This is a genomic window from Streptomyces sp. NBC_01384, assembly GCF_045040035.1.
GTDB lineage: Bacteria > Actinomycetota > Actinomycetes > Streptomycetales > Streptomycetaceae > Streptomyces.
Genome location: NZ_CP109559.1, coordinates 9,399,234 through 9,412,689 on the forward strand (window position 1 = coordinate 9,399,234; position 13,456 = coordinate 9,412,689).

Below are 13,456 nucleotides of genomic sequence, written 5' to 3' on the forward strand. Positions count from 1 at the left end.
TCCCGCTTCGTCCCGTCGGCCGTTGTGAGGTGGAGCACGGCCGGCCGGTCCGCGCGGCCGCGCTCCGGCGCAGCGCGGATACCGGCTCCGGCCGCTCGTAGGTGACCAGCCGGCCCGCGAGTGGCCCGGGCGGCGGTTCTCGGCGCCGGGGCCGCCGTCGAAGGCCGCACGGTGTCCGCCGTAGCGGAGCGGCAGACCTGCCGGGGCGAACCGCGGCAAGCTCATCGCGCCGACGCCTGACAGCGTGAACCGCGCCACCGGTTCACGGGCCGGTTCCCCTCGTGTGTGCGGCGGCGGACGCCGCCGCCGAGAGCGTACCGTCGGCTTCCAAGCTGATGTGCACACCGTCGCTGATGCGGTCGAGGGTGGCGCGCAGCCACGCACGGTCCTCGTCCGGCGCGGGCTCCAGCCGCATGCGCCGGACCCGCAGGGGCACCATGCGCAGGCCGGTCAGCCGACCCGTGTCCGCCGCCACCGTGACGAGGTAGGCGATCCGGAGGTCGTCGCGGTACTCCTCGTAACCGGAGATGCCCTCGTAGTCGTCGACGAAGTCGCCGCAGCCATGGAGGATCAGCCGGTCGCGGTACACCTCGATGGGGCGGGGGTGGTGCGAGGAGTGCCCGTGGACGACGTCGACGCCTCCGTCCACCAGGGCGTGTGCGAAGCGGATCTGCTGCTGGGGAACGCGGTAGCCCCAGTTGGACCCCCAGTGCACGGACACGACCACGATGTGGCCCGCCCGCTTCACCTGCCGTACACGCCGGACCACCGCGGCGGCCGAGCCCGCCGACAGGTCGGGAACGTAGGCGACACCGGGCAGGTCGCCGCTCGCCGCCCAGCCCGGCGGGACGCCGCTGGACGGCGTCCCCAGGGCGAGGACGAGCACGCGGCCGCCGGCCGGGACGCGGACCGCCGCGGGGGTCCATGCCTCGTCGGCGTTCCGCCCCGCGCCCGTCGCCCGCAGGCCCGCGCGGGCCAGCGAGTCCAGCGTCTCCGCCAGGCCCGCGCGGCCGAAGTCCAGCACGTGGTTGTTGGCCAGGACGCAGACGTCGGGCCGGGCCACCGCGAGAGCGGGCAGGTTGGCCGGGTGCATGCGGTAGTGGACCGCCTTGTCGGGCGCGAACGCGTCACCGCTTGTCACAGCCGTCTCCAGATTCACGATCCGGACGTCCGGGGCGGTCTCCTCCAGCAGTCGCAGCGCGTCGCCCCACGGCCAGGACGGCTCGACCGGGACCGGAATCGGACCGTTGACCGACTCCGCCATGCGCACGTACGTTCGGGCGTCCCGGACGTACCCCTCCCGCAGCGCCGGATCACCCGCCCGCGCCAGGATCTGATCGACGCCGCGCCCGAGCATCACATCACCGCAGACGAACAGCGTCACCACGCCATCGGCCATACCTCCACACTAGGAGTGGACAGCAGTAGACAGCAGTAGACAGGAGTAGATACGGAACGCCCCGCGCGGCTCGGCGCGGCGCGGTCGGCAGCGCGGCCCCGATGCTGGAGCGCTGCGGCGTTCCCGGCCGGACGGCCCGCCTGCACAAGGCCGTCAAGGCGACGACCGCCGCGGGCATCCAGCCTTCGCCGAGGACGGAACGCTGGCCGACCCGGGGCTGCAACAACGTCTCACCGAGACCGTGTCGGCTTTCCTCAGCCTCGTCGAAGCCGATGTGCGTTACGTCTGCCTGGAGCGCCGGTGGTACGAGTTCCTGGGGGACCGCACCGAGTCAGCCATCACCCAACGGGCCGAGGAGCGAGGCCCTGATGCAGGCGCTCAGGTCCGCCGGCTCCAGCACGGCCGGTGAACGGCACGGATCGCGCCGGGCGCAGCTCGTTTGGGCGCGATCATCGCCGCGAGCGCGGACGCCGCCGATTTTCGAGGGCGTCGTACCGCTGGGCAGGGCCGCGTCCCTGGAGTTCCTTGCCCCCGCACGAGGACGGCGGGTAGCCCGCTGCCGCCTCTCCGACGAGGCCCTCGGCACCCTGCGACCGCTGCTCCGGGGCGAGACCGACCGGGGCAGGTTCGCCACGCACACCGAGATCACCGCCGCGACCGGCACGCTCGTGTGCCGCGGCGGTTTCGGCCGGAGTGTCAGCCGCATGCCTTGACGCTCCGGAGCGGCGCCCCTACGGGAGCTGCAACTCCCGCCGGAGCGGCGTAGGCGAAACCGGCAGCCGCGCACCCGGCCGACAAGCCCCCCGCCACATCGCGGTGCCAAATGGGCTCACTCTTCCGTTACGACAGACACCCTTGACAGCGTGCGTACTGTTTCGCGACGTTTGAGCCTCGCCGAACAGTTCGAGTCTCGATCGTCGACCGTGGCACGGGCGCGTACACGGCTTGGATCAGCGGATAGCCAAAGAAGTGGCGGACGCGGGCAGCGCGTCATGGGGGAAATGGGGGGCGGTCGGCCATGCGATCCATGAACAATGATCCACACGCCTTAGGGGCCTACGACGCGGATGGCAGGTCTGTCGCGGAGCCCGCGGAAGGGCGGTTGATCTGACGTGGACATAACGATCCATAGACCCGAGGAGCTGAGCATCTCGCTTCGCCGGGCCTGGCACCGGGTGATGGACGAGTCGCCCGACTACGCCAACCCTTTCCTGGCACCGGAGTTCGCGGCCGGGATCGGCAGGTACCGTGGCGGGGCGCACGTGGCGGTTCTGCACAAGAGCGGGGAGCCCGTCGGCTTCTTCCCGTACGAGCGCAACTCCTTCGGCGTCGGCCGGGCCATCGGTCTCGGTCTCTCCGACTGCCAGGCCCTGGTGCACCGCCCCGGGGTCACCTGGGACCCCCAGGAACTGTTGCGGGCCTGCGGGCTGTCCGTCTTCGAGTTCGACCATCTCGTCGAGGAGCAGAAGCCCTTCGGCAGATACGTCACGGGGACGTTCGCCTCACCGGTGATCGACCTGAAGGACGGCGACGGCAGCTACGCGGAGTGGCTGCGGGGCGCGTACCCGGGGCTGGCCAAGACGACGCTGAAGAAGGAACGGCGCCTGGGGCGCGACGTGGGCGAGATGCGGTTCGTCTTCGACGAGCGCGACCCGCGGGTGCTGCACACGCTGATGCAGTGGAAGTCCGCCCAGTACCGCAGGACGGGTCGGATGGACCGGTTCGCGCGGCCGTGGATCGTGGACCTCGTGGACCACCTGTTCCACGTCCGTGAAGAACACTTCACCGGTGTGCTGTCCGTGGTGTACGCCGGCGACCGGCCGGTGGCCGCACACTTCGGGCCGACCTCGCGCACGGTGTTCGCGGCCTGGTTCACCGCGTACGACCCCGAGCTCCGCTACTACTCGCCCGGGCTGATCATGCACCTTCGGATGGCCGAGGCCGCGGCCCGGCAGGGCGTGCGGCTCATGGATCTGGGACGCGGCGACAAGGAGTACAAGGACTGGCTCAAGACCCGCGAGCTGCGCGTGGGCGAAGGGTTCGCGACCCGCCCCCACCCGGTGGCGACGGCGCACCGGCTGTGGCGCAGGCCGGTGCGCGGCCTGCGGAACACGGTCCTGGCCCATCCCAGGCTGCGGGAACCGGCCGACCGGCTGCTGAAGACGGTCGGCACGCTGCGCACGTCGGGTCGGGCGGACTCCGGCGAAGCGGGACCCCGCGCCCGCTGAGCCGCCTTCCCCGCTCCCGGCCTTCGTGGTGCGTCGCCGGGCGCTGACTCCTCCCCGTCCCAAGGTGGCCTGCGACGGGGAGGGCCCGCCCTGCGGCAGGCCCCTCTCCGGTTGCGCGCGCCGCGCACGGTGTCAGGCGGGCAGCGGCTGTTCGGCCCAGATGGTCTTGCCGGTGGGAGTCTGGCGACTGCCCCAGCGTTCGGAGACCTGGGCAACGAGCAGCAACCCGCGCCCGCCCTCGTCGAAGACGCGGGCTCGGCGCAGGTGCGGGGCGGTGCTGCTGCCGTCGGAGACCTCGCAGATCAGCGTGGAGTCGCGGATGAGCCGCAGTTGGATCGGCGCGTCGCCGTATCGGATCGCGTTGGTGACCAGTTCGCTGACGATCAGTTCGGTGGCGAACGTCGTTTCCTCCAGCCCCCAGGCGGTCACCTGTTCGCCCGCCACCTTGCGGGCCCCGGCGACAGCCGCGGGGTCCCGCGGCAGCTGCCAGGTGCGCACGCTTTGGGCGTCGAACGCGGAGGTACGGGCCAGGAGCAGGACGATGTCATCGGTGGGACGGCCGGCCAGCACGGTACTCAGCACATGGTCACAGGTCTCCTCCAGCGTGTCGGCCGGGCTGCTCAGCGCGTGGCGCAGCAGACCGAGCCCGACGTCGATGTCCCGGTCGGCGGACTCGACCAGGCCGTCGGTGTAGAGGGCGAGCAGGCTGCCTTCGCCCAGCTCCACCTCGGTGGCCTCGTACGGCAGGCCGCCGAGGCCGAGCGGTGGCCCGGCGGGCAGGTCCAGGAACCGTACGGCGCCGTCGGCCGAGACCAGCGCGGGCGGCGGGTGCCCGGCGCGGGCCAGGGTGCAGCGACGGGACGCCGGGTCGTACACGGCGTACAGGCAGGTGGCCCCGACCTCCCCCGACGCTCCCTTCGCCCACCCGCGGACCTCGGGACCCTCCTCCCGGTCGAGCCTGATGACGAGGTCGTCGAGCTGGGTGAGCAACTCATCGGGGGCGAGGTCGACGTCCGCGAGCGTCCGTACAGCGGTCCGCAGGCGCCCCATCGTGGCCGAGGCGTGAATGCCATGGCCCACCACGTCGCCCACGACCAGCGCGACCCGCGCGCCGGACAACGGGATCGCGTCGAACCAGTCCCCTCCGATGTCCGCTCCGGAATCGGCCGGGAGGTAGCGGTAGGCGACCTCCACCGCCGCGAGAGTCGGCGGCCGCTCGGGCAGCAGGCTGCGTTGGAGCGCCAGCGCCGTCCGGCGTTCACGCGTGTAACGGCGGGCGTTGTCCAGGCTCACCGCCGCCCTGGCGACGATCTCCTCCGCGAGCAGCAGGTCGTCCTCGCCGAAGGACTCCGGCGTCCGGTGCCGCAGGAAGTGCACCAGGCCCAGGGTCACCCCCCGGGCACGCAGCGGCACCATCATCACCGAGTGGATCAGGTACCTGCCCACGGTCTCGGCGCGGGCCGGGGAGGATTCGATCCACTTCCGCAGCTCCGGATCGTCCGACCGATGCCGAGTGCCAAGGCCTGTGACCAGCGCCCGTACCGGCAGCGAATCCGCAGGGTAGAGACTTGTGTCGCCCGAGGCGACCACCGACTCCGGGCAGCCCCTCAGTATCGATCGCTGCGCGGTGCGGCGGACAGTGACCGGCTCGCCGGGCGGTACCGACTGGGGCTCGTCGCCCTGTGCGACGGATTCCAGCAGGTCCACGGTGACGAAGTCGGCGAACCCGGTCACGGCCACCTCAGCCAGTTCCTCAGCCGTTCGGGTCACATCCAAGGTGCTGCCGATGCGGAGACTGGCCTCGTTGAGCACGGCCAGGCGTTGGCGGGCCCAGTACTGCTCGGTGGTGTCGAACACGGCCGCCGACAGCCCGTGCACCGTGCCGGTCTCGTCCTTCAGCGGCGACAAGAACATCGACCACGCATGCTCCCGGGTCTCGCCGGGAGCCTGGCCGTGCTGCTCATGGAAGATCACCTCCCCTGTGCGCAGAACCTGCCGCTGGAGGCGGTCGTACTCGTCGAAGGGCCAGTTCGGCTCGATCTCCCACAGAGTCAGGCCCCGCATCTCCTCCTCGGTCCTTCCCATCACCCGCGTCATGACCTCGTTGGCGGCCACGAGTTTCGCCTCGCGGTCGTAGACCGCCACCGGCAACGGGAGCTGCGCCAGCGTGCGGTCCCACAACGCCGCCGCCTCCGGGTCGGACGGTCCGGCAGGGTTCGCCGGCTCCGCACCGGTCACGAGCCAAGCCCTTCTGCGGGCTGCGTCCACCAGCGGCGTTCCCCGCAGCCGCACCACGACACGACCCCCCTCCCGGTGTCGAAGCGCCACCTCGGTGGCCCACCGGTGTCCGTCGGCCATGTGGCGCCGCGCGGACGCGGGCAGAGCGGCGGCGAGCAGTTCGGCGGCGGGCCGGCCCACGATCTCGTCGGGTTCGTATCCGAGCAGCTGCCTGGCTCCGTCACTCCACACCAAGATCGCCCCACGGGCGTCGATGACGACCGTAAAGTCCTCCGGTACCGGTCCCTGCGTCGTTCCTCCGGATGCGACGTGCTCGCTATCCATGGGCTCTTACCCTCGTTCTCGCCTCGGTGGAGCCCGGCGGAGCGCCTGGGGGAAGCCAGGCGGACATCACGGACACCCTCTCCAGCGTCCCGCGGCGCCATTCCCCCCTCAAGCCAGGGCATCAGTCCGTCATCGTGCGGGCATCGCTGTCCAGGCGGCACCCCTGCGGCCCGGCCGTTCGCCGTAGCCATCCCCCCACCGAGCCCGCGCGGAGACGGTGTACGTGACACGGTCAGGTGAACCCCGACACCGGCGTCGGGAGACCCGCAGGAGCGGACCTGCTGGTTCAGTCTCCCGCCCAAGCCGTCCCGCGTCGTCCGGACGGAAGCGGTGGCCTTGGTACCCGGCCGTCCCGCAGCGCGTCGTGGGCCATGCGGATGAGGCGCTCTCCGGCACCCCGGCGTCCCGCGCCACGCCGAGCAGTACTCGCCGGCGAGGGCATGGAATCGCCCCTACGGACGCGGCACACCCAGGGACGGCGCTGACTTGCCGGACCGAGACGGCGCACAGCCGCGACGTCACCGTGCCGCGCGCCTTCAGCCACCGCGACGACGCGCACATGGGCGTTCAGCGGGGCGAGCCCGTTGTCAGAGTTTTGGGCGGCCGCCGGTGATGCGGTTCCACAGGGAGCGGGTGGCGCCGAAGCCGCTCTCGTGCACCCAGACGTGGGTGCAGGACGGGCACTGCAGGTGGAGCAGGCTGCCGGTGTTGGAGAGCAGGTAGCGCCAGTGGTCGGAGCAGGTGCGTTGTTGCTCGCACGGTGCGCACCCGCGGCTGTCGTTGCAGTTCGGACAGGTCACCCAGGCGCGGCGCCCGGGGTCTGCCTGAGGGTCAAGTGGCAGCATGGCCGCCCCCGCGCCGGGGGAGCACACCGGCCGCGACCAGGTCGTCGTACAGACGCTGCTGCTCGTCGTCGAGACCGGAGTACAGCAGGTCGTACGCGGCCTCCTCTCCGCGCAGGACCTCCATCGGGTCCCAGTCGGGGCCGAGGGCGGTCAGGACCTGGACCTGCCGGCGCACCTCCTGCGAGGTGAGGTCGACGGCGAAGTCGACCAGCGCGGGGGTGCCCGGTCCTTCAGCGCCGGGCAGGTGTCGGCCGACGGCCTTGTCCGGGTCGTTGGGAGGTGGGGGGTTATGTGGGGCCATGAGACAGAACTTAGGTATGCCTTCTTTCTCGCGGCAAGAGGGGGTGGCCGAAGTCACAGCAGGTCGGCGACTCACGACGGGTCTCCGCCCGGTCGGCCTTCGCGCAGGCGATCACGCCGGTGGAACTCACGGTAGATGTTCCGGGCGCGGCTTCTGCGAGTGGCGGTGGGGGAGCAAGCGGCAGGCGAGGTGAGGGTGAACGCGTGACCGCGAGCGGCAGCAGCACCCGCGGGAAGACCGCTTTTCGATCCGCTGGGCGGTACACCGGCGCGCCGAGGGACCTCGGTCCGGGCGTCGGTCCGGGCGACCTCGGTCCGAGGAACCAAGATCCTGATGTTGCTCGGCTCCAGCCGACCGCGATACGGCCCGCTGGAGCGATCCAGACCGCTTCGACCTCGGCCGCGCCCCTTCCGGCCACGTCGGCTTCGGCATGGGCATCCATCCGGGGGCCACCTCGTCCACCCCCTCAGCGGCCGCCATGACCAGCCCACCGTGCCGTCAACCGCCGGATGACTGTGCGGGCTTGGTCCAGTCGGGGTCGGCCCACCGTCCCGGCTCCCGCGGATCGGGGAGATCGGAGCGGTACCGGGGATCGCGTTCGCGCCGGAGCCTGACGCCGGCGTGCAGCGACGCGCCTTCGGGGACGGGACGCGAGCGTCGGCCCGCGAGGATCCAGAGCGGGCCGTTGTCGTGGACGGGGGCGCTCGCGAACTCCTCGGTCACCGCGCAGTCTTCGAGAGAGGCGCCCGGACGGAAATCCAGATCGTGAGTGACCCCGTCGGTGATCCACTTGAGGGGGATCGTGGAGAGCAGGGGCGCGTTCTCCGCATGCGCGAACGTGCCGCCGACATCGGAGTGCACACCGGCGAACCAGACCTCCTCGGCCGTGTCCTGGAGCGGTTCCGGTCGGGGCGTCACCAGGAATTCGCGGTAGGGACGGCGTGTCTCGTCGAGGGACACGGCGTGCCGGACGCGTGCGGCGTTGGGGAGCTGGTGCGTATAGGGCCAGTTCAGGTTACCCAGGCGCAGGACGCCGGCCGGCGGCGCGGTGGGTGTCCTGCTCGCGCCGCTGCCGGGGCTCGGCGTCGTGCCGGGGATGGCGGCGGGTACGGCGGCCGCGTCCGCCGCCGCGCTGCGGCTGCCCGTCAGCTGTGTGGTGCTGGTAGCACTCGCCACCGTGGTGTCCTTCGTGACCACCGAGTTGCTGCCGCAGGGGCCGGGGATCCCGGGGTTCAGCGGCGGAGCGCGTCGAGAGCCTTGTCCAGTGTCGTCGCGGCCATGATGAGGGAGAGATGGGTGAAGGCCTGCGGGAAGTTGCCGAGTTGCTCCCCGCTGGGGCCGATCTCCTCGGCGAACAGACCGACGTGGTTCGCGTACGTCTGCATCTTCTCGAAGGTGTAGCGGGCCTGGGGGAGGCGCCCGGCGCGGGCGAGGGCGTCGACGTAGAGGAAGGTGCAGAGGCTGAAGGTCCCTTCGGCGCCGCGCAGTCCGTCGGGGGAGGCGTGGGGGTCGTAGCGGTAGACGAGGCTGTCGGAGACGAGGACGCGGTCCATGGCGTCGAGGGTGTTGAGCCAGCCGGGGCTGCGGGGGGCCATGAATCCGACCCGGGGGACGAGCAGCAGGGAGGCGTCCAGGACATCGCCGTCGTAGTACTGGACGAGGGCCTGCTCCTTGTCGTTCCAGCCGCGCTCCATGACCTGTTCGAGGATCGCGTCCCGGGCCTGGGTCCAGCGCACGGTGTCGGCCGGCCTGCTGTACTCGTGGGCCAGCTTCAGCCCGCGGTCGAAGGCGGTCCAGCACATCACGCGGCTGTAGGTGAAGTCCCTTCGTCCGCCCCGGGTCTCCCAGATGCCCTCGTCGGGCCGGTCCCAGGAGTCGGCGAGCCAGTCGAGGGTGGCGGCCAGGGCTTTCCAGCCGTGGTAGCCCGACTGTTGGCCGACCTCGCGGCCCTCGGCCAGGGCGTAGAGGGCCTCGCCGTAGATGTCGAGCTGCAGTTGGCCGGAGGCGGCGTTGCCGGCCCGGACCGGGTAGGAGCCGCGGTAGCCCTCGAAGTGGTCCAGGATCTCCTCCGTCAGATGGGGGTCGCCGTCTACCCGGTACATGATCTGGAGGGGCTCGTGGGCCGGTCCTTCGCGGGCGCCGAGGCGGTCGCCGAGCCAGCGGGTGAAGCGGGTCGCCTCCTCCACGAAGCCGAGGTCGAGCAGAGCCCGTACCGACAGGGAGCCGTCCCGCACCCAGGTGTACCGGTAGTCCCAGTTGCGCTCACCGCCGACCTGCTCGGGAAGTCCCATGGTGGCGGCGGCGACCGGCGCGCCCGTGGGGGCGTAGGTGAGGAGCTTGAGGGTGATCGCGGAGCGGTGCACCACCTCCGTCCAGCGGCCGTGATAGCGCGAGGTGCGCACCCACTTCTGCCAGAAGTCCACGTTCTCCCAGAGCGCTTCGGCGATCCCCTCGGTGGTGGGCGGCGGTGGTGCCTCCCCCTCCGGCGCGCACACGGTGAACACCACGGCCGCCGTCTCCCCGTCGCCCAGGGTGATGGCGCCCCTGACGTCCTGCCCGTCCCGTTCGAGCGGGAAGGTGCCCTGAAGGTAGGCGGTCGTCCCGGGGGCCCGGAACGTCGCCGTGTCCTGCGTCACCGGGTCGTGCGTCAGGTCGAGTTCGTGGGGGGCCCGCGCGTAGTCGAAGCGCGGCCGGCATTCGAGGGCGAAGCGTACGGTGCCCCGCACCGACCGTACGACCCGCACCAGGCTGTGCCGGTCGGTCGCTGTCGGGCCCGGCAGGACCGGCATGTGGTCGATGATCTCGCCGACTCCGTCGGGGGACATGAAGCGGGTCACCACGACGGCCGTGTCCGGGTAGTAGAGCTGTTTCCAGGTCCCTTCGGGGTGCTCGGGCGAGAGGAGGAAATAGCCGCCTTCGTCGTGGTCGAGCAGGGAGGCGAAGATACTCGGCGAGTCGAAGCGCGGTGCTGCGAACCAGTCGATCACTCCCTGGGACGAGACCAGAGCCGCGGTCTGCAGGTCCCCGACGAGGCCGTGGTCGGCGATGGGCGGATAGCGATCCATTCTGGTCTCCTTCTCAGGCTGCTTCAGCCTTCACCCGTCCCGAGCCGACGGCGTCGACGAGTGCCTGGTGGTCCTTCTCGTTCTGGTCGGCGTAGCGCTCGGCGAACGTCACCAGCGCCCTGTCGAAGACGTCACCCCCGCCCAGATACGCCGCGATGGCGATCCGGTCGCCCGACCTCGCGTGCGCGCGGGCCAGCGCGGCACCGCACAGCTCACCGAAGGCCCGCATTCCGGTCGGCACCATCGACTCGGGCTCGGCGATGCCCTTCCAGTCCCGCAACTGCCGTACGTAGAAGTCCCGGTGGCGGCCGTCGATGCCGTCGATGCCGTCGGCCCGTTCCCAGCCCAGGAAGATGTCGCTGGTCGCCTGCATGAGCCGCTGACCGGAGACCACGCGCTCGCCCTGCGTCCGGTAGCCGGAGGCGCCGGCGAAGGGCGCCAGCACCGATGCGTCGGCCTCCTTGGCCTGCAGCAACAGCGGGTCCGTGTCGTCCCGGCCGAGCAGGAGAATGATCCAGCAGCGCGTGCCCACACTGCCGACTCCGACCACCTTGCGGGCCAGGTCGGTGATGCGGTACTGCTCCAGCAGGAACCGCCGGTCCGACTGCAGGCTATGACCGTAACGTTCCATCAGCCGGCGGATCTGCTTCTCCAGCGCGCCGCGTTCGAGCTCCGGGAGGAGGTCCCGGAGCGGCGTGACCAGCGGCGGATCCGCGGCGATGCGGGTTTTCCCGTCGACGACCTGGGTGAGTTTGTCGAAGGCCTGGAGACTGTCCCGGGTGCGTGCCTTCGCCACCGACTCCGACCAGCGGTGGCGGGCCCGCGCGTCCACGTCCTCGACGAAGTGCTCCCACACCCACTCCTCGTCGAACCGGGCGTACCACACGGGGAGATTGCCCATCCCGGCGTAACGCCGCATCCACTCGCGGTAGGACCGCACCGTGGACCGTACGACGTCGGCCCGCTCCTTGGTGCTGAAGCCGTTCGCCCGCCCCGCGATGACGAAGCTGGCGGACAGCCGCTTGACATCCCACTCCCACGGACCGGGCAGCGTCTCGTCGAAGTCGTTGATGTCGAACATCATGCGGCGCTCGGGCGAGGCCAGCAGCCGGAAGTTCAGCAGGTGCGCGTCGCCGCACAACTGCGTTCTGATCCCGGACCGGGGGGTGTCGGCGAGGTCCCCGGCCATGATGGCGGCGGCCCCCCGATAGAAGCGGAACGGCGACTCGGTCATCCTGCCGTAGCGGATCGGTACGAGTTCGGGCACCCGCGTCGCCGACTGCGCCTCGATGACGTCCAACGGGTCCGGCCGCTTGTAAGAGGGAGCGAACTCGGCGTGGCTGGAGCGGGGTACGGCGGACCGGGCGGCCTTGCCGAGCGCGGCCCGCTCCTCGGGCGTACGGTGCCGGGTGCCGCCGTCGGCCGGGTGGTGGGAGGTCATCGCAGTCGCTCCGCGATGTGGTCGCCGACGCGCAGGGCGTTGGCGATCGCGGTCAGCGAGGGATTGACCGCTCCGATGCTCGGGAAGAAGCTCGTGTCGACGACGTACAGGTTGTCGAGGTCGTGGGCCTTGCAGTTGACGTCGAGGGCGGAGTCGGCGGGGTCGTGGCCGAAGCGGACCGTGCCCGCCTGATGCGCGGTGGCACCGATGGGCATGCCCTTGTGCAGATAGATGCTGCGCGACAGGAGATGATGTTCGTGCATGCCCAGGTGGCCGAGCATGCCCTGCAGTCTGTGCCGAAGGTGCTTCAGCCCGGCGATGTTGTTCTTCTCGTCGAGGGCCAGATGGATGCCGCCGTCCTGGTCCAGGGTGACGCGGTTGTCGGCGACGGGCAGGTCCTCTCCGCACAGCCAGAAGTCGACCGCGTGGTGGGCGAGTACCTCGAAGGGCATGTCGGGAGTGACGGCCCCGGCCCAGCGGGGCGCTTCGCCGTGGATCTGCGCGGAGTCGGACTTGCCGAGCATCTGGATGCCGCCGAGGGGATAGTCCCAGTCGTCGGATCCCAGGTACCAGTCGTGCAGCGCCAGGGTCTTCTGGAACCTGGTGTCGTTCGGCTCCTTGGATACGGCCATCAGGGCCAGGTTGTTGTGCCGCATGTAGTGCCGGCCCACCACGTCCGAACTGTTGGCCAGGCCCCGCGGATGCCGGTCATTGGCCGAACGCAGCAGCAGGACGGCGGAGTTGACGGCGCCGCAGGCGACGACCACGATGTCGGCGCTGAACTCCACGGTCGAACCGTTCCCGTCCCCGTCTCCCCCCTCTCCCACCGTCGCGACGACCGAGGTGACACTCCGGCCGGTCGCATCCGTTTCGAGGCGCCGCACATCCGCATGGGTGACCATCTCGACATTGGCGTGTTCGAGCGCGGGGTCGACGCAGATGACCTGCGCGTCGGACTTCGCGCCGACCAGGCAGGGGAAGCCGTCGACGCGGTCGCAGCGGATGCAGGCGCTGGTGTGAGTGGCCCGGCCCCGGTCGTCCTGGGTGAGGTTCACCCCGATCGGGAGGTGGAAGGGGTGCAGCCCCTGCTTCTCCAGGTCGTGGCTGAGCTGCTGGATGCGCGGCTCGTGCTGGACCGGCGGGTGGGCGTACTGGGCGCTGGTGGGACCCTCGGTCGGGTCCTCGCCGTGGCGGCCGTGGACGAGGTAGAGGTGTTCGGCCCGGGTGTAGTACGGCTCGAGATCCTCGTAGCTCAGTGGCCAGGCGGGGGAGAGGCCGTCGTGGTGGCGGAGTTCGCCGAAGTCCTCGGGGCGCATACGGAAGAGCGCGGCGCCGTAGAATTTGGTATTTCCGCCCACGTAGTAATTGACCTCGGGCGGGAACTGGTTTCCGTGTTTGTCGAACCAGAACTCCGGAGCGCGGTATTTTCCTTTGACGAAGACCGCGGTGGAATCCCAGTTGTCGCGTTCACGAGGCAGATAGCCGCCACGTTCGAGAAGGAGAATCCGTTTCCCCGTGGGTGCCAGTCGATGCGCGATCGTGCCACCGCCCGCACCGGTGCCGATAACGATGACGTCGTAGTGCTGAGCGTCGGTCATGCAGGCCACCGTCCTCG

10 protein-coding genes are annotated in these 13,456 nt (G+C 70.7%); 2 read left to right on the plus strand and 8 right to left on the minus strand.

Translation table 11 applies throughout. The features are described 5' to 3' along the window. Positions 1 to 262: 262 nt before the first annotated feature. Positions 263 to 1,399 carry a CapA family protein gene (locus OG747_RS43145; RefSeq protein ID WP_405884790.1) on the minus strand — a complete coding sequence of 379 codons (1,137 nt, stop codon included), beginning with the start codon at positions 1,397 to 1,399 and terminating at the stop codon, positions 263 to 265. Between the two features lie 368 nt (positions 1,400 to 1,767). Here OG747_RS43145 and OG747_RS43150 point away from each other — a divergent pair, with 368 nt between their 5' ends. Together OG747_RS43150 and OG747_RS43155 are read left to right on the plus strand one after the other, a co-directional pair. Then, positions 1,768 to 2,112, plus strand: a complete 345-nt coding sequence (locus OG747_RS43150; protein WP_405884791.1) for a hypothetical protein — start codon at positions 1,768 to 1,770, stop codon at positions 2,110 to 2,112. A gap of 399 nt (positions 2,113 to 2,511) precedes the next feature. Continuing rightward, on the plus strand, positions 2,512 to 3,627 hold the full coding sequence (locus tag OG747_RS43155) for a GNAT family N-acetyltransferase (RefSeq protein WP_405884792.1): 1,116 nt from the start codon (positions 2,512 to 2,514) through the stop codon (positions 3,625 to 3,627). Positions 3,628 to 3,759: 132 nt separating this feature from the next. Here the strand turns inward: OG747_RS43155 and OG747_RS43160 are convergent, their stop codons facing one another. From OG747_RS43160 to OG747_RS43190, 7 genes are all read right to left on the minus strand, one after another. After that, complete coding sequence (locus OG747_RS43160) at positions 3,760 to 6,189, minus strand: SpoIIE family protein phosphatase (RefSeq protein ID WP_405884793.1); 2,430 nt, start codon at positions 6,187 to 6,189, stop codon at positions 3,760 to 3,762. Positions 6,190 to 6,776: 587 nt separating this feature from the next. After that, on the minus strand, positions 6,777 to 7,034 hold the full coding sequence (locus OG747_RS43165; RefSeq protein WP_405884794.1) for a hypothetical protein: 258 nt from the start codon (positions 7,032 to 7,034) through the stop codon (positions 6,777 to 6,779). Continuing rightward, positions 7,021 to 7,335: a DUF6400 family protein gene (locus tag OG747_RS43170; RefSeq protein ID WP_405884795.1), complete on the minus strand. Its 315-nt coding sequence runs from the start codon at positions 7,333 to 7,335 to the stop codon at positions 7,021 to 7,023. The genes OG747_RS43165 and OG747_RS43170 overlap by 14 nt, the downstream gene beginning before the upstream one ends. Before the next feature lie 498 nt (positions 7,336 to 7,833). Further along, a complete protein-coding gene (locus OG747_RS43175) occupies positions 7,834 to 8,511 on the minus strand; it encodes a phospholipase effector Tle1 domain-containing protein (protein ID WP_405884796.1) in 678 nt (225 codons plus the stop codon). 56 nt (positions 8,512 to 8,567) lie between these two features. After that, a complete protein-coding gene (locus OG747_RS43180; RefSeq protein ID WP_405884797.1) occupies positions 8,568 to 10,400 on the minus strand; it encodes a glycoside hydrolase family 15 protein in 1,833 nt (610 codons plus the stop codon). 13 nt (positions 10,401 to 10,413) lie between these two features. After that, a complete protein-coding gene (locus tag OG747_RS43185; RefSeq protein ID WP_405884798.1) occupies positions 10,414 to 11,841 on the minus strand; it encodes a DUF2252 domain-containing protein in 1,428 nt (475 codons plus the stop codon). After that, on the minus strand, positions 11,838 to 13,439 hold the full coding sequence (locus tag OG747_RS43190) for a GMC oxidoreductase (RefSeq protein WP_405884799.1): 1,602 nt from the start codon (positions 13,437 to 13,439) through the stop codon (positions 11,838 to 11,840). The genes OG747_RS43185 and OG747_RS43190 overlap by 4 nt, the downstream gene beginning before the upstream one ends. Positions 13,440 to 13,456: the final 17 nt, after the last annotated feature.